The 18,772-nt window shown below is 59.4% G+C and carries 23 protein-coding genes; 18 read left to right on the plus strand and 5 right to left on the minus strand.

Features of this window, described 5'->3' with window-relative positions:
* Positions 1 to 2: 2 nt before the first annotated feature.
* Positions 3 to 221 (minus strand): YheU family protein, encoded by a 219-nt coding sequence (locus tag RTM13_RS10135; protein ID WP_312211941.1) that lies wholly within the window; start codon positions 219 to 221, stop codon positions 3 to 5.
* A complete protein-coding gene (locus tag RTM13_RS10140; protein ID WP_312211911.1) occupies positions 221 to 1,237 on the minus strand; it encodes a hydrolase in 1,017 nt (338 codons plus the stop codon). The genes RTM13_RS10135 and RTM13_RS10140 overlap by 1 nt, the downstream gene beginning before the upstream one ends.
* Before the next feature lie 269 nt (positions 1,238 to 1,506).
* Between RTM13_RS10140 and mdcA the strand changes: the two genes are divergently transcribed.
* The 8 genes from mdcA to mdcH all read left to right on the plus strand — a co-directional run bounded on the left by mdcA (position 1,507) and on the right by mdcH (position 8,557).
* Complete coding sequence (gene mdcA, locus RTM13_RS10145) at positions 1,507 to 3,162, plus strand: malonate decarboxylase subunit alpha (RefSeq protein WP_312211912.1); 1,656 nt, start codon at positions 1,507 to 1,509, stop codon at positions 3,160 to 3,162.
* Complete coding sequence (locus tag RTM13_RS10150) at positions 3,162 to 4,019, plus strand: triphosphoribosyl-dephospho-CoA synthase (protein ID WP_312211913.1); 858 nt, start codon at positions 3,162 to 3,164, stop codon at positions 4,017 to 4,019. The genes mdcA and RTM13_RS10150 overlap by 1 nt, the downstream gene beginning before the upstream one ends.
* A gap of 9 nt (positions 4,020 to 4,028) precedes the next feature.
* Positions 4,029 to 4,328, plus strand: a complete 300-nt coding sequence (mdcC, locus tag RTM13_RS10155; RefSeq protein ID WP_312211914.1) for a malonate decarboxylase acyl carrier protein — start codon at positions 4,029 to 4,031, stop codon at positions 4,326 to 4,328.
* Entirely contained in the window at positions 4,321 to 5,154 is an 834-nt protein-coding gene (locus tag RTM13_RS10160; RefSeq protein WP_312211915.1) for a biotin-independent malonate decarboxylase subunit beta, read from the plus strand. Before mdcC ends, RTM13_RS10160 begins: the two co-directional genes overlap by 8 nt.
* Positions 5,154 to 5,954: a biotin-independent malonate decarboxylase subunit gamma gene (gene mdcE / locus RTM13_RS10165; RefSeq protein WP_312211916.1), complete on the plus strand. Its 801-nt coding sequence runs from the start codon at positions 5,154 to 5,156 to the stop codon at positions 5,952 to 5,954. Before RTM13_RS10160 ends, mdcE begins: the two co-directional genes overlap by 1 nt.
* A 127-nt stretch (positions 5,955 to 6,081) precedes the next feature.
* Positions 6,082 to 7,041, plus strand: a complete 960-nt coding sequence (locus RTM13_RS10170; RefSeq protein ID WP_312211917.1) for an AEC family transporter — start codon at positions 6,082 to 6,084, stop codon at positions 7,039 to 7,041.
* Positions 7,042 to 7,043: 2 nt separating this feature from the next.
* Positions 7,044 to 7,655, plus strand: a complete 612-nt coding sequence (locus RTM13_RS10175) for a malonate decarboxylase holo-ACP synthase (RefSeq protein ID WP_312211918.1) — start codon at positions 7,044 to 7,046, stop codon at positions 7,653 to 7,655.
* Positions 7,655 to 8,557, plus strand: coding sequence for a malonate decarboxylase subunit epsilon (mdcH, locus tag RTM13_RS10180; RefSeq protein WP_312211919.1), 903 nt, complete (start codon positions 7,655 to 7,657; stop codon positions 8,555 to 8,557). The genes RTM13_RS10175 and mdcH overlap by 1 nt, the downstream gene beginning before the upstream one ends.
* 7 nt (positions 8,558 to 8,564) lie before the next feature.
* Here mdcH and RTM13_RS10185 read toward each other — a convergent pair whose 3' ends face one another.
* A complete protein-coding gene (locus RTM13_RS10185) occupies positions 8,565 to 9,530 on the minus strand; it encodes a LysR family transcriptional regulator (RefSeq protein WP_312211920.1) in 966 nt (321 codons plus the stop codon).
* 4 nt (positions 9,531 to 9,534) lie between these two features.
* On the minus strand, positions 9,535 to 11,439 hold the full coding sequence (locus tag RTM13_RS10190; protein ID WP_312211921.1) for an ABC transporter ATP-binding protein: 1,905 nt from the start codon (positions 11,437 to 11,439) through the stop codon (positions 9,535 to 9,537).
* A gap of 131 nt (positions 11,440 to 11,570) precedes the next feature.
* Here RTM13_RS10190 and kefG point away from each other — a divergent pair, with 131 nt between their 5' ends.
* From kefG to slyD, 4 genes are all read left to right on the plus strand, one after another.
* Positions 11,571 to 12,122, plus strand: a complete 552-nt coding sequence (kefG, locus tag RTM13_RS10195) for a glutathione-regulated potassium-efflux system ancillary protein KefG (RefSeq protein WP_312211922.1) — start codon at positions 11,571 to 11,573, stop codon at positions 12,120 to 12,122.
* Positions 12,122 to 13,930, plus strand: a complete 1,809-nt coding sequence (gene kefB, locus RTM13_RS10200; RefSeq protein ID WP_312211923.1) for a glutathione-regulated potassium-efflux system protein KefB — start codon at positions 12,122 to 12,124, stop codon at positions 13,928 to 13,930. The genes kefG and kefB overlap by 1 nt, the downstream gene beginning before the upstream one ends.
* A gap of 12 nt (positions 13,931 to 13,942) precedes the next feature.
* A complete protein-coding gene (locus RTM13_RS10205; RefSeq protein ID WP_312211924.1) occupies positions 13,943 to 14,143 on the plus strand; it encodes a YheV family putative zinc ribbon protein in 201 nt (66 codons plus the stop codon).
* A 94-nt stretch (positions 14,144 to 14,237) separates the two neighbouring features.
* Positions 14,238 to 14,825, plus strand: a complete 588-nt coding sequence (gene slyD, locus RTM13_RS10210) for a peptidylprolyl isomerase (protein WP_042393048.1) — start codon at positions 14,238 to 14,240, stop codon at positions 14,823 to 14,825.
* Between the two features lie 144 nt (positions 14,826 to 14,969).
* Here slyD and RTM13_RS10215 read toward each other — a convergent pair whose 3' ends face one another.
* Positions 14,970 to 15,188, minus strand: coding sequence for a protein SlyX (locus RTM13_RS10215; RefSeq protein ID WP_268105993.1), 219 nt, complete (start codon positions 15,186 to 15,188; stop codon positions 14,970 to 14,972).
* A gap of 214 nt (positions 15,189 to 15,402) precedes the next feature.
* On the opposite strand from RTM13_RS10215, the gene fkpA reads away from it, so the two are divergent.
* From fkpA to rpsL, 6 genes are all read left to right on the plus strand, one after another.
* Positions 15,403 to 16,233: an FKBP-type peptidyl-prolyl cis-trans isomerase gene (gene fkpA, locus RTM13_RS10220; RefSeq protein ID WP_312211925.1), complete on the plus strand. Its 831-nt coding sequence runs from the start codon at positions 15,403 to 15,405 to the stop codon at positions 16,231 to 16,233.
* A gap of 166 nt (positions 16,234 to 16,399) precedes the next feature.
* On the plus strand, positions 16,400 to 17,122 hold the full coding sequence (locus RTM13_RS10225) for a transcriptional regulator (protein WP_042393043.1): 723 nt from the start codon (positions 16,400 to 16,402) through the stop codon (positions 17,120 to 17,122).
* On the plus strand, positions 17,122 to 17,508 hold the full coding sequence (tusD, locus tag RTM13_RS10230) for a sulfurtransferase complex subunit TusD (RefSeq protein WP_312211926.1): 387 nt from the start codon (positions 17,122 to 17,124) through the stop codon (positions 17,506 to 17,508). The genes RTM13_RS10225 and tusD overlap by 1 nt, the downstream gene beginning before the upstream one ends.
* Positions 17,508 to 17,867, plus strand: coding sequence for a sulfurtransferase complex subunit TusC (tusC, locus tag RTM13_RS10235; RefSeq protein WP_312211927.1), 360 nt, complete (start codon positions 17,508 to 17,510; stop codon positions 17,865 to 17,867). The genes tusD and tusC overlap by 1 nt, the downstream gene beginning before the upstream one ends.
* 7 nt (positions 17,868 to 17,874) lie before the next feature.
* Entirely contained in the window at positions 17,875 to 18,162 is a 288-nt protein-coding gene (gene tusB, locus RTM13_RS10240; RefSeq protein ID WP_312211928.1) for a sulfurtransferase complex subunit TusB, read from the plus strand.
* A gap of 124 nt (positions 18,163 to 18,286) precedes the next feature.
* The gene (gene rpsL, locus RTM13_RS10245; RefSeq protein WP_000246815.1) at positions 18,287 to 18,661 is read left to right on the plus strand and encodes a 30S ribosomal protein S12; all 375 of its coding nucleotides are present in this window, start codon (positions 18,287 to 18,289) and stop codon (positions 18,659 to 18,661) included.
* Positions 18,662 to 18,772: the final 111 nt, after the last annotated feature.

Below are 18,772 nucleotides of genomic sequence, written 5' to 3' on the forward strand. Positions count from 1 at the left end.
CGTTATTCGCGAAACTGTTTACGGGGCATGATATTGACCGTTTCGTGCAGCTCTGACCACACCAGCACGACCTCACCCGTTTCCAGCTGACGCTTTACGTCGGCAACCTTTTGCTCAAGCGAACGCTCATGTTCACCATAATCGGTGCCTTCGCGCAAGACAAAGCTCTCAATCAGGCTGTTGAGCGTCTCGGGTGCAACCTCTTGCCAGGGAATAATCATCATGCCTCCAGATAGGGTGCCAGCCAGTCGGGGATGCGCTTCTCAAGCCACATCTCAGGACGGCGCAGGGTGCCGCCAACAAAGCCAACGTGGCCGCCATGTTCGGTTAACTGATACTCAATATTAGCGGGTAAATGGCCCGCTGCCGGAATGACGTGGTGATCCATAAAGGGATCGTCTTTAGCATGGATAATCAGCGTCGGCTTGCGGATCTGCGGCAGCACCGGCATAGCGCTGCTGCGGCGATAGTAGTCGATGGCATCATCGAATCCGTGCGCCTTCGCGGTGATCAGGTCATCAAACTCACGGATGCGGCGCACGCGCTTAAGCTGGGCGAGATCGATCGGCAGAGAGCCGGGATAGGCCTTCAGCTTGCGTGTAGCGTTGGCTTTCAGCAGGTTGAGGAGGTAGCGCTGGTAGAAACGTGAGAAACCTTTATCCATATGGAGGCTACAGGCCTCCAGCACCAGCGGAGCCGAAACAATTACCCCTGCGTTGAGCGGCAGGCTATCGTCGGCTTTCGCCAGCAGGCAGCCAAGCATATTGCCGCCGAGGGAGTAGCCCACCGCCGCCGTCGGTGCCGGGCCGAACTCATTATGCAGCCAGTGCAGGAACGCGCTGCCGTCTTCGGTTTCGCCAGAGTGGTAGATGCGGTTCAGGCGGTTAGGCTCGCCGCTACAGCCGCGAAAGTGCATCACTACCCCGAGCCAGCCACGCTGTTTGGCGGCGTGGATCAGTCCATGGGCGTAGGGGCTATGCAGGCTGCCCTCCAGGCCGTGAAAGACGACCAGCCGGGGCTTATCTTTTGCCTGCTGCGGATCTTCGCTCCACGCCAGATCGACAAAGTCGCCGTCGGGTAGCTCAAGACGCTGCCATTGCGCGGTAAATTGCAGGCGACGGCGCAAAATACGCGGCAGCATCGTCTGCAAATGCGGGTTACGCGCCCCCGGCATCGGGCGGAATTCAACGTTATCCTCCGCCGCAGCGGGGAGTGTTAAGGGAGTTATCTGGGCCATCTCGTGCGATATATTCTTCAGTGATCTGCTGAATACTATACCTTCACAGATAAATTATGTTTATGAAAATGGGTCAATACCCCCGCATCATCCCGCCTTAGCGCATTTTTCTACCCTCTGGTCTGATCTGAATCACAAATCCTTATTTTGATTATTACTCTCAGGCTAACAATCCTGCCGGTCGCTTTATTGATGCATTTTTCTACAGGGTGCACACTTGTTTCAGCGTTAAGCAAATCAAAATGATTAGCTGAATCAGGAGGTTAATAATGTTATCTGGGCAAAAGCCAGCGCGGGTATGGAACACACGACGCACTGAGAAGCAGCGCCGTCTGGACTCTGTACCGGTGCAGGGCAAGGTACTGCCGACCGGCGACCTTGTCGCCATGCTGGAAAAACTGATTGCGCCGGGCGACCGGGTGGTCCTTGAGGGGAACAACCAGAAGCAGGCAGACTTTCTCTCCCGCTCGCTGGCGGAGGTCAATCCACAAAAAGTGCACGACCTGCATATGATCATGCCAAGCGTCGGGCGCAGCGAGCATCTCGATATTTTCGAAAAGGGCATCGCCCGCAAACTGGACTTCTCCTTTTCGGGGACGCAAAGCCTGCGCATCTCCCAGCTGTTAGAGGACGATCTTCTCGAGATCGGCGCTATTCACACCTACATCGAACTCTACTCACGCCTCTATGTTGACCTGGCTCCGAACGTGGCGCTGATCGCCGGTTTCAAAGCCGACCGTAAGGGCAATCTCTACACTGGCGCAAGCACTGAAGATACCCCGGCGCTGGTGGAGGCCGCGGCGTTCCATGACGGTATCGTCATTGCGCAGGTCAACGAGCTGGTAGATGACGAGTCCGACCTGCCCCGTGTCGATATCCCCGGATCGTGGATCGACTACGTGGTGGTGGCCGACAAGCCGTTCTTTATCGAACCGCTCTTTACCCGCGATCCGCGCCTGATCAAGCAGGAGCATATCCTGATGGCGATGATGGCAATCAAAGGCATCTACGCCGAGCACCAGGTGCAGTCCCTGAACCACGGGATCGGCTTCAACACCGCCGCTATCGAGCTGCTGCTGCCAACCTACGGGGAACAGCTCGGCCTGAAGGGCAAAATCTGTAAGCACTGGACCCTGAACCCGCATCCGACGCTGATCCCGGCGATTGAGAGTGGCTGGGTGGAGAGCGTTCACTGCTTCGGCGGCGAGCTGGGGATGGAGGAGTATATCCGCGCCCGTCCTGACGTCTTCTTTACCGGTGCCGACGGTTCAATGCGCTCGAATCGTGCCTTCTGCCAGCTGGCTGGCCAGTATGCGGTAGATATGTTTATCGGCTCAACGTTGCAGGTGGATGGCTACGCCAACTCCTCAACGGTGACCCGGGGCCGCCTCTCCGGCTTCGGCGGTGCGCCTAACATGGGCCACGATCCTCACGGCCGCCGTCACGCCACCCCGGCCTGGCTCAACATGATTGCCGAACCGGACCCGCTACAGCGCGGTAAAAAACTGGTTGTGCAGATGGTAGAGACCTTCCAGGCCGGCGTAAAACCGACCTTTGTTGAGAAACTCGACGCCGTTGAAGTTGCAAAAGCCTCCGGCATGCCGCTGGCACCGGTGATGATCTACGGCGACGACGTGACCCACGTCCTGACCGAAGAGGGTCTGGCTCACCTGTGGCGCGCCGAGAGCATGGAGGAGCGTCGGGCGATGGTCGCTGCAGTGGCCGGGATCACCGACATCGGTTTGGGCGTTGATGCCAAACGCGTCGCTGCCCTGCGGCAAAGCGGCAAGGTGCTCTACCCGGAAGATATGGGTATTCGCCGCTCCGATGCCACCCGCTCTCTGCTGGCGGCAGGCAGCGTGGCTGACCTGGTCGAGTGGTCAGACGGCCTCTACAACCCACCTGCGAAATTCCGGAGCTGGTAATGAAACATCTGCCACAAATTCAGGTTACAGGCGGTGCCGAGTGGCTGGCGCATACCGCCACCCAGTGTCTGATTGACGAAGCACGACTAAGCCCGAAGCCCGGACTTGTGGACAGCCGGGGAAACGGCGCGCATCACGACCTGTCGTTAGCGCTGATGGAGCGCTCGGCGCGCAGCCTGACCCCGACGTTTCAGGCCCTGGCGCAGCAGAGCTGGCAGCGGCCAGCGGATATTGCGCTCAGACAAACTATTGGACGACTCGGCCGCGAGGGCGAGCAGCAGATGATGGCAGCCACCTATGGTGTGAATACCCACCGGGGTGCGATTTGGGCGCTGGGGTTGCTGGTCAGCGCGGTGGCGATGCTCGGTGGTGCTGGCAGTGCGCAGCAGATTGCCGATACCGCCGCAGCGCTGGCGACGCTGCCGGATGACGCCGCCCCGAAGGTCTTTAGCAAAGGACTTCGCGCTACGCACCGCTATCGCGTTCCGGGTGCCCGTGAAGAGGCCCAGCAGGGGTTTCCCCATATCATGCAATGCGCCTTGCCACAGCTGCGTCAGAGCCGGCTGAACGGCAGCAGCGAAACGCAGGCAAAGCTCGATGCGCTGATGGCGATCATGACTTCGCTGACCGACACCTGCGTACTTTCACGCGCCGGGATGGAGGGACTCGAGGCTATGCAGTTTGGCGCACGTGCCGTGCTCAACGCCGGGGGCACCGCGCAGCTGGCCGGGCAGCAGGCGCTGGCGAGGTTAGATCGCCAGATGCTGATGCTCAACGCCTCGCCGGGTGGCGCAGCGGATCTGCTCGCAGCGACCCTGTTTCTCGACCGTGTCGAATCGCCCTATTTAAAGCATTAAGAGGATGTTATGGAACAGATCACAATCTCTGTGCCCGCCAGCCGCACGCTAAGCGGCAAAGCGCTGGCAGGCGTTGTCGGCTCCGGCGATATGGAGGTGTTATTCACCGCCGCGCCGGGCGAAACGCTGACTATTGATATCACCACCTCCGTAGACAACAGCCGTGCCCGCTGGGAGGCGCTGTTTAACCGCCTCGGCGTGGTGAGCGAGCTGCCTGCGGGCAAGCTGGTTATTCACGATTTTGGCGCAACGCCGGGCGTGGCACGCATTCGTATCGAACAGGTATTTGAGGGGGTGAGCTATGCGTGATGACCGCAGCTTTATCGAACTGAAAGCGCGTGAGCGCGCGCGTACACTGCTGGATGAGGGCAGCTTCCGCGAGCTGTTGGATCCGTTTGAAGGCATTATCTCGCCGTGGCTGGGGCCGCAGGGCATCGTACCGCAGGCCGACGACGGCATGGTGGTTGCCAAAGGGACCATCAACGGTCAGCCCGCCGTGGTGGTGGCTATCGAAGGGACCTTCCAGGGCGGCAGCATGGGTGAGGTGTCAGGCGCAAAAATGGCGGCGGCGCTGGAGCTGGCGGCGGAAGATAACCGCAACGGCATTCCTACCCAGGCCGTGCTCTGTCTGGAGACTGGCGGGGTACGTTTACAAGAGGCCAACCTCGGCCTGGCGGCGATTGCTGATATCCATGCGGCGATTGTCGATCTGCGCCGTTACACCCCGGTGGTGGGCATTGTGGCCGGTACGGTGGGCTGCTTCGGCGGGATGTCCATTGCCGCGGCGCTCTGTAGCTACCTGATCGTCACCCGTGAGGCACGTCTCGGCCTCAACGGCCCGCAGGTTATTGAGCAGGAAGCGGGCATTGCCGAGTACGACTCCCGTGACAGGCCGTTTATCTGGAGCATGACCGGCGGCGAGATCCGCTATCAGAGCGGGCTGGTGGATGCGCTGGTGGGCGACGGCATCAATGCCGTGAAAGGCGCGATGAATGACGCCATCGCCAAAGGCGTTCCGGCTAAGCACCGCACCGACAACTACGCCTGGTATCTGGATCGCCTGAGCCATTTCGATACCGCGAAACAGGCTGATGCCGAACAGATCAAAGCGCTCTTTGCCCGGGAGGAGAAATAATGAGTCATTCAGTAAGCCGCGGCGCGTTATGGCTGGAAAAACTCGCGCCCAATGCCACACGTCTCACAGGGCTATGCCCGTCCGTTCAGGCCGCTGATGGCGAGCTTAACGGGGAAGCAGTGCGCTTCATTACCGTGGTTCCGGATGCCCACAACCACTATCCTCGCGCCGCCCAGGGTGAAGTCGGGCTGCTGGAGGGGTGGACCCTGGCGAAGGTGGTGAGTGAAACCATCGCCCTGGATGCCGACAGCGCCGTTAAGCGCCCGATTGTGGCGGTAATCGATGTGCCAAGCCAGGCCTATGGTCGCCGTGAAGAGGCGTTTGGTATTCACCAGGCGCTGGCCGGGGCCGCTGCGGCCTATGCCAACGCACGGCTGGCGGGCCATCCGGTGATTGGGCTGATCGTCGGGAAAGCGATGTCCGGGGCATTTTTGGCCCACGGCTACCAGGCCAACCGCCTGATCGCCTTCAACGATAAAGGTGTCCTGATCCACGCGATGGGTAAAGAGTCTGCGGCGCGCATTACGCTGCGTACCGTCGAGGCGCTGGAGAAGCTGGCGGCGACCATTCCGCCGATGGCCTACGACATCGACAACTACGCTACCCTCGGGCTGCTGGCCGATCTGCTGGATATCAGCAATCCCGATGCACCAACCGATAACGATCTGGCGCAGGTGCACAGCACCCTGCAACAGGCCATCCATGACGCTCGTCAGGACCGGACGCTGAAAAACCGTCTCGGGGCTGACAACCGCCATAGCTCCCTTCTTGTGCGCGAGCGCATGAAAGCGAGCTGGTAAGAAAAGAGAGACCTGCCAGAGGTAAGTCCCCGTGGGCGCACCCGCTGCGCCCGCGAGGAGAACGACGCCCTGAAAAAATAATAATCATCGCGCCAGTGCTAAAACTTTTAACCACAGGTGATTTTTTATGACTTACGTAATTGTTCATGCTCTCGCACCGATTTTTATCATCATGCTGCTGGGATTCTGGGCCGGCAAAGCAAAGATGGTTGATAATAAAAACGTTTCCCTGCTCAATATCTTCGTGATGGATTTTGCCCTGCCTGCCGCGCTGTTTAGCGCCACGGTGCAGACCCCGTGGACCGGCATTGTCGCCCAGTCGCCGCTGATTCTGGTCCTGACCCTGGCGATGTGGATCACCTATGCCGCCATCTACTTCCTGGCGACAAAAGTCTTTAAAAAGTCGCCGCAGGATGCCGCCGTGCTGACCCTTACCGTTGCGCTGCCGAACTACGCTGCGCTGGGCCTGCCGATTTTGGGCAGCGTGCTCGGTGAAGGTTCGTCGACGTCACTCTCCGTGGCGGTCTCTATCGCCTGCGGCTCCGTGCTAATGACCCCGTTCTGCCTGCTGATCCTTGAGCGTGAAAAAGCGCGTGCCGAAGGCAACAACAGCGGCTCTACGCTCTCCATGCTGCCGGTGCTGATGTGGCGCTCAATTAAAAAACCGATCGTCATGGGGCCGCTGCTGGGGGTGGTTCTCTCCGCGATTGGCATCAAAATGCCGGAGCTGGTGCTGGCGGCGATCAAACCGCTGGGCCTCTCCGCTACGGCGGCAGCACTCTTCCTGACCGGGGTGATCCTCTCCGCGCGGAAGCTGCAAATTAACACCATGGTTATCACTTCAACGATTGCCAAACTGCTGATCCAGCCGGCGATTGCCTGGGGTATCGTGCTGGCCCTCGGCCTCTCCGGCTCCGTGGCGATCACGGCCATCCTGATGATTGCGCTCTCGGCGGGCTTCTTCGGCGTGGTGTTCGGTAACCGCTTTGGCGTGCAGTCCCCGGATGCAGAAGCCGTGCTGCTGTTAAGCTCCGTACTGTGTATTCTGTCGCTGCCGCTGTTTATCTCGCTGACTTCAGGAATGTAACTATGACCACACTGCGCCCCCACGATCTTATCTGGCTGACAAACCGCGAGGCTCTCGCCGGGGTTGAGGAACCCTGGGTGGAGACGGTCTGGCATCCTGGTTTGCCGGTGGTGGTGCGGCGTGATGTGGACGAGGAGCGCATTCCGGTTGGCGTCCGAGGGATCCGCCGCGACCAGCGCGCAGCGGGCTGGACCGACGCATCGCAGGTGGTGCGGGTGGTCTCCCCGGAGCAACTGGTGGACAGTAACGATCTGCTGCGCTCGCCGTTTATCTCCCAGCCGCCGGTGCAGGTGGCGTTGCAGCTTGCCCAGCAGGCGTGGCCGTGGGTCTGGGGCATCACCGGCAGCAGCGGCTATGCGCTGGCCACCGGCATTCCAGTGATCCACGCCAGCAGCGATCTTGATCTATTGATCCGCGCCCCGCAACCGCTCTCCCGCGAGCTGCTGCTCCGCTGGCAGACGCCATTGACCACGGCCCTGTGTCGGGTCGATACCCAGGTGGATACGCCGCTCGGCGGCTTCGCCCTTAACGAGTGGCTGCGCGATGGGCGCGTATTGCTTAAAACCAGCCGGGGCCCACGCCTGGTCAGCGATCCCTGGCACAGGGAGGATTGATGAAAATTCTGTTTACCTTTCCCGGACAGGGAACCCAGCGCCCCGGCATGCTGCAACATCTGCCGGGACACGAGATGGTCGAGGTGCGTGAAGTATTGGGCGCGGAGGCCGACACCCTCGACAGCCCTGAGGCGCTGAAACATACCCGCGCGGTGCAGCTCTCCCTGCTGATTGCTGGTGTCGCCTGGGCGCGGGAGATGCAGCGCCGCGGCATTGAGCCGGATCTGGTTAGCGGCTTGTCGATTGGTGCCTACCCGGCGGCGGTGATCGCCGGGGCGCTGGATTTCAAAGATGCGTTAAGCCTGGTGGCGCTACGCGGCGATCTGATGGAGCAGGCCTACCCGCACGGCTATGGCCTGACGGCGATCATGGGCCTGACCCTGACGCAGGTGGAGACGCTGGTTGACGGCAGTGGCACCTATATCGCTAACCTCAACGCCGAGACGCAGATCGTTATTGCCGGGCGCGATGAGGATATGGCCCAGGTGGCGCAGCAGGCGCTGGCGAAAGGGGCGACGAAAGCTCAGCGTCTGGCGGTGAGCGTACCGTCGCACTGCGAGCTGCTGAATGCGCCCGCGCAGAAGCTGGCGCAGGCCTTTGCCCAGGTGAGGCTCTCCCAACCGCGTTGCGCCTACCTCAGCGGCAGCACCGCCCGCGTACTGTGGCAGCCGGAGCGCATTGCGGACGATCTGGCGATGAACATGGCGCGGACGGTGCGCTGGCAGGAGGCGGTGATTGCCGCCAACGAGCGCGAGGCGCGGCTGGCTATTGAGATGCCGCCGGGCGGCATTCTGACCTGCTTAACGCGTCAGGCGGCGTGGGAAGGGGAGACAGTCTCTCTTGAGCGCAGCGGGCCGGAAGTGGTTGCGCATCTGGCGAAGCGTCTTAAAGAGCGCGCCTAAACCGGGATTAAACGCCCGGTGGCGCGGTGCTTACCGGGCCTACACTGGCTTGCGGCTCCTGCAAACTGCGGGCGTACATGCGCCCTTCGGCGGCCAGCGCCAGCAGGTTGGGATCGTGCTCGCGGCTGCGGGCAAAGACAATGCCGATCTGCTGCTGCATCTGATACGGCTCTGCCAGCTTGAGCAGCTGCACTGAGCTCTCGTACACCTTTTTCATCCGCCCCGGCATCAGGGTAAAGCCTACCCCGGCCTGCACCAGGCTGAGCATCGAGAAGATATCATTCACGCGGGTCACGATCTCAGGCTCAAAGCCCGCAATGTGAAACGCCTCCTGGAACCCGGCATAGGTGGCAAAACCCTCCGCCAGCGAGACAAACTTCTGCTGGCGGTAGTCGCGCAGATCGGCAAGCTCGCTGGTATTCAGCGTAGCGGAGGCCGGTGCGGCCAGAAAAATATCGTCGTGAAACAGCGGCAGCACTTCAAACTGGGTCAGATCAATCTGGTTGTCAGAGAGCGAGATAAGGATCGCATCCAGCTCACCATCCTCCAGCTTCTGCAGCAGCATGTCGTTGGAGCCCATCGTCAGGTTAATCTCCAGCTCCGGCCGCCGCAGCTTCATCCCCATAATCAGACGCGGCACCGTCTCCAGGGTGAGCGAGTAGAGGGTGCCCACCCGCAGCCGCCCCTGGCCGACGCCCGCTGTTTTGCGCGTCTCCTCAAGGCCGCGGGCCATCAGCTGCATCACCTCCTGACAATACTCCAGCAGCGTCCAGGCGGCGGGCAGCGCCAGCAGGTTGCGCCCCTTGTGCACAAACAGCGGACAGCGCACGCTCTCCTCCAGAGTGTGCAGCGCCCGATGGACGCTAACGCCGCTGATCTCCAGCGCCTCGGCGGTGCGGGCGATGTTTCCCTTCTCCATAAAGGTCATGAAGATGGTCAGCTTGCGGAAGGTGATGTCGCTGTTGATGTCCATGGCGCTACTCGCTTTGCAGCATGCCTTCAAGCTGCTCCTGTGCCTCAAGCCACGCCATCTCACACTCCTCCAGGCCCGACTTCGCGCTTGCCTGCGCCTGTAAACACTCGGTTAGCTCGGCCTTGCGGCTCTGATCGTACAGGCCGGTGTCGCCAAGCTTCTCTTCGGCCTTCGCCAGCTGGGCGTTGAGTTTCTCCATCTCTTTCTCCAGACGGGCGATCTCTTTGCGCAGCGGCTGGGTCTGGGTACGCAGCTCGGCTTCCCGGCGCTTCTGGTCTTTCCGCGCCTGGGCGCTGTTGCCGTTCTCCTTCGCTGCATCAGCAGGTTGGCTCTCCTGCTTCTGCACGTCGCTCAGCCACTGCTGGTAATCCTCCAGATCGCCATCAAACGGCTCGACTTTGCCGTCGTGGACCAGGTAGAGATCGTCGGTGGTGGAGCGGATCAGGTGGCGATCGTGCGATACCACCACCAGCGCGCCCTCAAACTCAATCAGCGCTTCGGTCAGGGCCTGGCGCATGTCGAGATCCAGGTGGTTGGTTGGTTCATCAAGCAGCAGCAGGTTAGGGCGCTGCCAGACGATCAGGGCCAGTACCAGCCGGGCCTTTTCACCGCCGGAGAAGCGTTCGGTGTTCTCTGTGACCTTATCGCCCTGGAAGCCAAAGCCGCCAAGGTAGTCCCGCAGCTTCTGCTCCGCTTCCTGAGGGGCAAGGCGGGCCAGATGCTGCAATGGCGACTCATCCGCCCGCAGGAACTCCAGCTGGTGCTGGGCGAAATAGCCAAGCTTAATGCCCTTCGCGAGACCGATATCGCCGCTGGTAGGGGCAAGCTCGCCCGCCAGCAGCTTGATCAGCGTCGATTTACCCGCGCCATTGCGCCCCAGCAGGCCAATGCGTGAGCCAGGGACAAGGTTGAGCTTGATCGAGTTAAGAATGGTGCGCTCGCCGTAGCCTGCGCTCACCTTCTCCATCTTTAGCAACGGATTGGGCAGGCTCTCCGGCGCGCGGAAGCTGAAGTGGAAGGGGTTATCCACGTGCGCCGGGGCAATCAACTCCATGCGCTCCAGCATTTTCACCCGGCTCTGGGCCTGCTTGGCCTTGCTGGCCTTAGCCTTAAAGCGGTCGATAAAGCTTTGCAGGTGCGCCACGCGCTGCTGCTGGCTCTCGTAGGTGGCCTGCTGCTGCGCCAGACGGGTCGCGCGCTGGCGCTCAAACGAGCTGTAGTTGCCGGTGTACTCGAACATGTTCTGCTGTTCGATATGGATAATTTTATCTACCACTGGATCGAGGAAGTCACGGTCATGGGAGATAAGGATCAGCGTCCCCTGATAGCTCTTCAGCCAGCGCTCCAGCCAGATCACCGCATCGAGATCGAGGTGGTTGGTCGGCTCATCGAGCAGAAGCAGGTCCGAACGGCAGACCAGCGCCTGGGCAAGGTTGAGGCGCATACGCCAGCCGCCGGAGAAGTCGCTTACCGGCCGCTCAAGCTGCTCGGTAGAGAAACCCAGCCCGTGCAGCAGGCTGGCGGCGCGCGAGCGAATGGTCCAGGCGTCGATGGCGTCGAGCTTGCCGTGAACGGTGGCGATGGCATGGCCATCGTTGCGCTCGTTGGCGTCATTCAGCTGGGCCTCCAGCTGACGATACTCACGATCGCCATCAATAACATAGTCGATGGCAGGCTCGCTGAGGGCAGGGGTCTCCTGATTCACCCACGCCAGCTGCCAGTTAGCAGGGTAGGTGAAGCTGCCGCCGTCGGCGGTAAGCTCATTTTTCAGCAGCGCCAGCAGGGTCGATTTCCCGCAGCCGTTTTTACCCACCAGCCCGACTTTCTGGCCGGGGTTGATGGTGGCGGTGGCGTTATCCAGCAGGACACGCACGCCGCGACGAATTTGTAGTGAGGAGAAAACAATCATAGAGCGCCGTATGTTCAGACTATGTTAATTTGTCATTATGATAATGTGGGGTGCGCCTATAATGCCGCACCGGGGCGCAATGGTAGCCCGAAACGACAACTATATACAAAAATAGAACCGGGAGGGGAGTGATGTCCCAGACAGCCAGAGTGCTGCTGCTGTATGCCCATCCGGAATCCCAGGACTCAGTAGCCAACCGGGTCCTGCTTAAGCCGGCAATGCAACTGCACAACGTGACCGTGCACGATCTCTATGCGCACTACCCAGACTTTTTTATCGATATTCCCCGCGAGCAGGCGCTGCTGCGCGAGCACGACGTGATCGTCTTTCAGTTTCCCCTCTACACCTACAGCTGCCCGGCGCTGCTCAAAGAGTGGCTGGATCGCGTCCTGACCCGCGGCTTCGCCAGCGGACCGGGAGGCAACCAGCTGGCGGGTAAGCGCTGGCGCTGCGTGATCACTACCGGCGAGCCGGAGAGCGCCTACCGCTACGACGGCCTCAACCGCTACCCGCTTAGCGATATCCTGCGTCCCTTTGAGCTGACGGCGGCCATGTGCCGCATGCAGTGGATGACGCCCTATATTGTCTACTGGGCGCGCCGCCAGCCGAAAGAGGAGCTGGCAAGCCATGCCCGAGCCTACGGCGACTGGCTGGCTTCACCCACCGCGACGGGAGGTCGCTAATGGACGGAACCGATCTGCTGCTGGCAGGCGTACTGTTTCTGTTTGCCGCCGTGGTCGCCGTGCCGCTGGCCGCCCGGCTGGGCATTGGCGCAGTGCTGGGCTATCTGCTGGCGGGCATTGCCATCGGCCCATGGGGGCTGGGATTTATCAGCGACGTCGATGAGATCCTCCATTTCTCTGAGATGGGCGTCGTGTTTCTGATGTTTATCATCGGCCTGGAGCTCAACCCGTCGAAGTTGTGGCAGCTGCGGCAGTCAATCTTTGGCGTTGGGGCGGCGCAGGTGCTGCTCAGCGCTGCGATCCTCGCCGGACTCCTGATGCTGACCGACTTCGCCTGGCAGGCGGCGGTCATTGGCGGCATCGGCCTGGCAATGTCCTCTACCGCGATGGCGCTCCAGCTAATGCGCGATAAGGGGATGAACCGCAGCGAGGCGGGACAGCTGGGGTTCTCGGTGCTGCTGTTCCAGGACCTGGCGGTGATCCCGGCCCTGGCGCTGGTACCGCTGCTGGCGGGCGGCGGCGATGAACACTTCGACTGGATCAAGATCGGCATGAAGGTGATCGCCTTCGCCGGGATGCTGGTGGGCGGCCGCTATCTGCTGCGCCCGGTGTTCCGCTTTATTGCCGGCTCCAGCGTGCGCGAGGTCTTTACCGCCGCCACGCTGCTGCTGGTGCTTGGATCGGCGCTGTTTATGGACGCGCTGGGGCTGTCGATGGCGCTTGGCACCTTTATCGCCGGAGTGCTGCTGGCAGAGAGCGAGTACCGCCACGAGCTGGAGTCCGCTATCGATCCGTTCAAGGGGCTGCTGCTGGGGCTATTCTTTATCTCAGTAGGGATGGCGCTTAACCTGGGCGTGCTCTATACCCACCTGCCGTGGGTCATCGCGGCGGTCGCTATTTTGGTGGCGGTGAAAACCACGGTGCTCTATCTGCTGGCGCGCCTCTACGGCCTGAGAAGCTCGGAGCGGATGCAGTTCGCCGGCGTGCTCAGCCAGGGAGGGGAGTTTGCCTTCGTGCTCTTCTCGACCGCCTCCTCGCAGAAACTGTTCCATAACGATCAGATGGCGCTGCTGCTGGTGACGGTCACCCTGTCGATGATGACCACGCCGCTGCTGATGAAGGGCATCGATAAGGGACTCTCCCGGCACTTTAACACGCCGGATGAGGAGGGGGAGCAACCCTGGGTTGAGGATGATAAGCCGCAGGTGATTATCGTGGGCTTTGGCCGCTTCGGCCAGGTCATTGGCCGCCTGCTGATGGCTAACGAGATGCGTATCACCGTGCTGGAGCGCGATATCAGTGCGGTTAACCTGATGCGGAAATATGGCTATAAGGTCTATTACGGCGACGCTACCCAGGTAGAGCTGCTGCGCTCGGCGGGCGCGGAAGCGGCGCAGTCGATTGTCATCACCTGCAACGAGCCGGAAGACACCATGAAACTGGTGGCGATCTGCCAGCAGCACTTCCCGCACCTGGCGATCCTCGCCCGGGCGCGGGGGCGTTTCGAGGCGCACGAGCTGCTCCAGTCTGGCGTAACGCAGTTCTCCCGTGAGACCTTCTCCAGTGCGCTGGAGCTGGGGCGCAAGGCGCTGGTCTCGCTGGGCATGCATCCGCACCAGGCGCTGCGGGCGCAGCTACATTTTCGCCGTCTCGATATGCGCATGCTGCGCGAGCTGATGCCGGTGGTGCATACTGATACACAGCAGATCTCCCGCGTTCGTGAGGCGCGGCGCGAGCTGGAAGAGATTTTTCAGCGCGAAATGCAGCAGGAGCGACGGCAGCTGGATGGCTGGGACGAGTTTGAATAGAGGTTAAAAAGTATGGCGATACGTAAACGTTTTATCGCGGGCGCAAAGTGCCCGGCCTGCCAGGCGCAGGACACGTTGGCAATGTGGCGCGAGAATAATGTCGATATTGTTGAGTGTATTAAGTGCGGCCATCAGATGCGCGAGGCGGATAAAGAGGCCCGCGAGCATGTTCGCAAAGATGAGCAAGTGATCGGGATTTTTCATCCGGACTAGCGATATGTCCCAGCTTTTTTTAAGCTTAAGGGTACACGGGGGCAGAATTCCGTTACAATCTGCGCCAGCAATTTACCCACGCTCAGGAGATATCATGAAAGTAGCAAAAGACCTGGTGGTCAGCCTGGCCTATCAGGTACGTACAGAAGACGGTGTGTTGGTTGATGAGTCTCCGGTAAGTGCGCCGCTGGACTACCTGCACGGTCACGGCTCCCTGATCTCTGGTCTGGAGTCCGCGCTGGAAGGTCACGAACCTGGCGACAAATTTGACGTGGCGGTTGGCGCAAACGACGCTTACGGTCAGTACGATGAGAACCTGGTGCAGCGCGTACCGAAAGACGTCTTCATGGGCGTTGATGAGCTGCAGGTTGGCATGCGCTTCCTGGCGGAAACCGACCAGGGTCCGGTACCGGTTGAGATCACCGAAGTGGAAGATGACCACGTCGTGGTTGACGGTAACCACATGCTGGCTGGCCAGAACCTGAAGTTCAACGTTGAAGTCGTTGCGATTCGTGAAGCGACCGAAGAAGAGCTGGCCCACGGCCACGTTCACGGTCCGCACGGTCACGACCACGGCCACGACCATGAACACGGTGACGGCTGCTGCGGTGGCCACGGCCACGATCATGACCACGGTCATGGTAAAGGCGGTTGTGGCAACGGCGGTTGCGGCTGCCACTAATCGTCTGAGCTAACCACGCCCGGCGGCGTAAACTTGCCGGGCCTACGGTTTAGCATTGGCGTGTAGGCCCGGTAAGCGAAGCGCCACCGGGCACAAAAAAGCGGGAATATTCTCCCGCTTTTTTTACGTCTCGTGTTTTAAAAATCAATAGTGGGGCGGCGGCGTCTCTTCTGACTGAGAGGCCATATGGGAAGGCTGGCTGGCTTTCAGTTTCTCGGTCACCAGGCGCATAAGGTCCCGCAGCTTCGCCATCTCCAGTTCGTGGGCGGTGACCGTCTGGTTGAGTTCTTCGATCGTAATCTCCTGAAAAGCCAGACGACTCTCCAGCTCGGCCAGCCGCGCTTCCAGCGTCATATCCTGCATGTTTCACCTCATCTGTTTTAGCCCGGATTCTACGCAACTTTACGCGTCTGCGCAGCCCGCCTGACATCCTTAAGAAACTAATTTAAACAAAAATAGTCACAAAAGAGGCAATAATCGGGAATGTCGTTATATAGATTTCTCCCACAACGATTTATAGTACGTTTTTCAAATACGCAAACCCTGGGGCAACATGCCCCCGGCCCTGGAGATATGGATGAAATCACTGTTTAAAGTCACGCTGCTGGCGACCACGATGGCCGTTGCGCTGAATGCACCTCTCTCTTTTGCTGCTGACGCCCCGGCTAAAGCCCCGGCGACCACCGACAGCAAAGCGGCATTCAAGAATGACGACCAAAAATCAGCCTATGCGCTGGGCGCGTCACTGGGTCGTTATATGGAAAACTCCCTGAAAGAGCAGGAGAAGCTGGGCATTAAACTGGATCAGGCCCAGCTGATTGCTGGCGTTCAGGACGCCTTCGCCAATAAGAGCAAGCTCTCTGACCAGGAGATCGAGCAGACTCTGCAGGCCTTTGAAGCACGCGTGAAGGGTGCCGCTCAGGAGAAGATGGAGAAGGACGCGACTGAGAACGAAACCAAGGGCAAAGCCTTCCGCGACACCTTTGCTAAAGAGAAGGATGTGAAAACCTCCTCTACCGGCCTGCTCTACAAAGTAGAGAAAGAGGGTACCGGCGACGCACCGAAAGATAGCGACACCGTGGTCGTTAACTACAAAGGTACGCTGATCGACGGTAAAGAGTTTGATAACTCTTACACCCGTGGCGAGCCGCTCTCCTTCCGTCTTGATGGCGTGATCCCAGGCTGGACCGAAGGTCTGAAAAACATCAAGAAAGGCGGCAAGATTAAGCTGGTTATCCCACCGGCACTGGCCTATGGTAAAACGGGCGTTCCGGGCATCCCGGCTAACTCCACGCTGGTCTTCGACGTAGAGCTGCTGGATATCAAACCGGCACCGAAAGCGGACGCACAGCCGAAGGCGGAAGCGGCAGCACCGGCAGAGCAACCTGCTGCAGCGGATAAAAAGTAAGACGCTGAGAGCCGCCGCCTGACCAGGCGGCGGTTTTTTATTACAGGGCAGATATAATTAACACTGGAAAGCGCTATAGGCGCTGTATTAATTTAGTTGTCCCTGTAAATGATGAGCCTGCCCTGAAAACATAACGACAGGCTCCTGAAAAGGAGTGTTTTTTTTCATGTCCAGGTCGCTATTAACCAACGAAACCAGCGAGCTCGATCTGCTGGATCAACGGCCTTTTGATCAGACCGACTTCGATATCCTGAAATCCTACGAAGCGGTGGTCGATGGGTTAGCGATGCTCATCGGTGCCCACTGTGAAATCGTCCTGCACTCCTTGCAGGATCTCAAATGCTCCGCCATTCGTATTGCCAACGGTGAACACACCGGGCGTAAGATTGGCTCGCCGATTACCGACCTTGCCCTGCGCATGCTGCATGACATGACGGGGGCGGACAGCAGCGTTTCCAAGTGCTACTTCACCCGCGCCAAGAGCGGCGTGCTGATGAAGTCGGTCACCATCGCTATCCGCAACCGCGAGCACCGGGTCATTGGCCTGCTGTGCATCAACATGAACCTTGATGTACCTTTCTCGCAGATTATGAACACCTTTATTCCGCCGGAGACGCCGGACGTTGGCTCCGCCGTGAACTTTGCCTCCTCGGTGGACGATCTGGTCATGCAAACCCTGGAGTTCACCATTGAAGAGGTGAATGCCGATCGCAACGTCTCGAACAATGCAAAAAACCGTCAGATCGTGCTGAACCTCTACGAAAAAGGCATCTTCGATATTAAAGATGCAATTAACCAGGTCGCGGATCGGCTGAATATCTCCAAGCACACGGTCTACCTCTACATCCGCCAGTTTAAGAGCGGTGATTTTCAGGGGCAGGATAAGTAATGCGCTTTGCCTTACTGGTGACAGGGCCCGCCTACGGCACGCAGCAGGCCAGTAGCGCATGGCAGTTTGCCCAGGCGCTACTGGCGGCGGGTCATGAGCTGGCAAACGTCTTCTTCTATCGCGAAGGGGTCTATAACGCTAATCAGCTAACCGCGCCCGCCAGCGACGAGTTCGATCTGGTCCGTGCCTGGCAGGCGCTGCACCTTGAGCATCAGGTGGAGCTGCATATCTGCGTCGCGGCGGCGCTGCGGCGTGGGGTCACCGATGAGAGCGAGGCCCAGCGTGCCGGACTGGCAGGAGCCAATCTCCAGCCGGGCTTTATGCTCAGCGGCTTAGGCGCGCTGGCTGAGGCGGCTTTAACCTGCGATCGCGTGGTGCAGTTCTGATGAAAAGCGTGGCATTTATTTTTAACTCCGCTCCCCACGGCTCCTCTGCCGGACGGGAAGGGCTGGACGCGCTGCTGGCGATGTCGGCCCTGACCGAGGAGATTGGCGTCTTTTTCCTTGGCGACGGCGTTTTCCAGCTGCTGGCAAACCAGCGCCCCGGCGATATCCTTGCGCGTGATTACATCGCCACCTTCAAGGTGCTGCCGCTCTATGATATCGAACAGCTCTGGCTGTGTGCGGCCTCGCTGCGCGAGCGTGGGCTGAGCGCCTCAACCTCTTTTATTCTTGATGCCCAGCCGCTGGAACCTGAAGCGCTGCGCGAGTGTCTAAATCGCTATGACGTCGTCATGACGTTCTGAGGCTGTTATGCTGCATACTCTTCGTCACTCTCCCTGGCAGTGCGACATCGCTACGCTACTGCGCACGATGCAGGAGGGTGACGACCTGCTGCTGCTCTCTGATGGCGTAGCGGCGGCGGTAAAGGGAAGCCGTTACCTTGATTTACTGCTGGCTGCCCCCATATCCGTTCATGCTCTACAGGAAGACATTGATGCCCGCGGTCTTTCTGGTCAAATTTCGAACAGTGTCGTCCTGGTTAGCTATACTGATTTTGTTAGCCTGACGGTAAAACACGCTGCTCAGATCGCCTGGTAAGGCGAGATCGCTGTATATTTCTTGACACCTTTTGAGCACAGCCCTAAAATTCCGCGTCCTCATATTGTATGAGGGCGTTTTATTACGTGTTTACGAAGCAAAAGCTAAAACCAGGAGCTATTTAATGGCAACAGTTAACCAGCTGGTACGCAAACCACGTGCACGCAAAGTTGCGAAAAGCAACGTGCCTGCGCTGGAAGCCTGCCCGCAGAAACGTGGCGTATGTACTCGCGTATATACCACCACTCCTAAGAAACCGAACTCCGCACTGCGTAAAGTTTGCCGTGTGCGTCTGACCAACGGTTTCGAAGTCACCTCCTACATCGGTGGTGAAGGTCACAACCTGCAGGAGCACTCCGTGATCCTGATCCGTGGCGGTCGTGTTAAAGACCTTCCGGGTGTTCGTTACCACACCGTTCGTGGTGCGCTTGACTGCTCCGGCGTTAAAGACCGTAAGCAGGCTCGCTCCAAGTACGGCGTGAAGCGTCCTAAGGCTTAATGGTTCTCCGTTAAGTAAGGCCAAACGTTTTAAATTAATGTCAAACTAAACTCTTTGAGTTTTGGACAATCCTGAATTAACAACGGAGTATTTCCATGCCACGTCGTCGCG

Origin of the sequence: Pseudescherichia sp. (assembly GCF_031979925.1) — a bacterium.
Lineage (GTDB): Bacteria > Pseudomonadota > Gammaproteobacteria > Enterobacterales > Enterobacteriaceae > Pseudescherichia.

Excerpts from the sequence above, each read along its gene's own strand:
- RTM13_RS10135 (WP_312211941.1), bottom strand. The coding sequence starts at position 221 with ATGATTATTCCCTGGCAAGAGGTTGCACCCGAGACGCTCAACAGCCTG.
- RTM13_RS10140 (WP_312211911.1), bottom strand. The coding sequence starts at position 1,237 with ATGGCCCAGATAACTCCCTTAACACTCCCCGCTGCGGCGGAGGATAAC.
- mdcA (WP_312211912.1), top strand. The coding sequence starts at position 1,507 with ATGTTATCTGGGCAAAAGCCAGCGCGGGTATGGAACACACGACGCACT.
- RTM13_RS10150 (WP_312211913.1), top strand. The coding sequence starts at position 3,162 with ATGAAACATCTGCCACAAATTCAGGTTACAGGCGGTGCCGAGTGGCTG.
- mdcC (WP_312211914.1), top strand. The coding sequence starts at position 4,029 with ATGGAACAGATCACAATCTCTGTGCCCGCCAGCCGCACGCTAAGCGGC.
- RTM13_RS10160 (WP_312211915.1), top strand. The coding sequence starts at position 4,321 with ATGCGTGATGACCGCAGCTTTATCGAACTGAAAGCGCGTGAGCGCGCG.
- mdcE (WP_312211916.1), top strand. The coding sequence starts at position 5,154 with ATGAGTCATTCAGTAAGCCGCGGCGCGTTATGGCTGGAAAAACTCGCG.
- RTM13_RS10170 (WP_312211917.1), top strand. The coding sequence starts at position 6,082 with ATGACTTACGTAATTGTTCATGCTCTCGCACCGATTTTTATCATCATG.
- RTM13_RS10175 (WP_312211918.1), top strand. The coding sequence starts at position 7,044 with ATGACCACACTGCGCCCCCACGATCTTATCTGGCTGACAAACCGCGAG.
- mdcH (WP_312211919.1), top strand. The coding sequence starts at position 7,655 with ATGAAAATTCTGTTTACCTTTCCCGGACAGGGAACCCAGCGCCCCGGC.
- RTM13_RS10185 (WP_312211920.1), bottom strand. The coding sequence starts at position 9,530 with ATGGACATCAACAGCGACATCACCTTCCGCAAGCTGACCATCTTCATG.
- RTM13_RS10190 (WP_312211921.1), bottom strand. The coding sequence starts at position 11,439 with ATGATTGTTTTCTCCTCACTACAAATTCGTCGCGGCGTGCGTGTCCTG.
- kefG (WP_312211922.1), top strand. The coding sequence starts at position 11,571 with ATGTCCCAGACAGCCAGAGTGCTGCTGCTGTATGCCCATCCGGAATCC.
- kefB (WP_312211923.1), top strand. The coding sequence starts at position 12,122 with ATGGACGGAACCGATCTGCTGCTGGCAGGCGTACTGTTTCTGTTTGCC.
- RTM13_RS10205 (WP_312211924.1), top strand. The coding sequence starts at position 13,943 with ATGGCGATACGTAAACGTTTTATCGCGGGCGCAAAGTGCCCGGCCTGC.
- slyD (WP_042393048.1), top strand. The coding sequence starts at position 14,238 with ATGAAAGTAGCAAAAGACCTGGTGGTCAGCCTGGCCTATCAGGTACGT.
- RTM13_RS10215 (WP_268105993.1), bottom strand. The coding sequence starts at position 15,188 with ATGCAGGATATGACGCTGGAAGCGCGGCTGGCCGAGCTGGAGAGTCGT.
- fkpA (WP_312211925.1), top strand. The coding sequence starts at position 15,403 with ATGAAATCACTGTTTAAAGTCACGCTGCTGGCGACCACGATGGCCGTT.
- RTM13_RS10225 (WP_042393043.1), top strand. The coding sequence starts at position 16,400 with ATGTCCAGGTCGCTATTAACCAACGAAACCAGCGAGCTCGATCTGCTG.
- tusD (WP_312211926.1), top strand. The coding sequence starts at position 17,122 with ATGCGCTTTGCCTTACTGGTGACAGGGCCCGCCTACGGCACGCAGCAG.
- tusC (WP_312211927.1), top strand. The coding sequence starts at position 17,508 with ATGAAAAGCGTGGCATTTATTTTTAACTCCGCTCCCCACGGCTCCTCT.
- tusB (WP_312211928.1), top strand. The coding sequence starts at position 17,875 with ATGCTGCATACTCTTCGTCACTCTCCCTGGCAGTGCGACATCGCTACG.
- rpsL (WP_000246815.1), top strand. The coding sequence starts at position 18,287 with ATGGCAACAGTTAACCAGCTGGTACGCAAACCACGTGCACGCAAAGTT.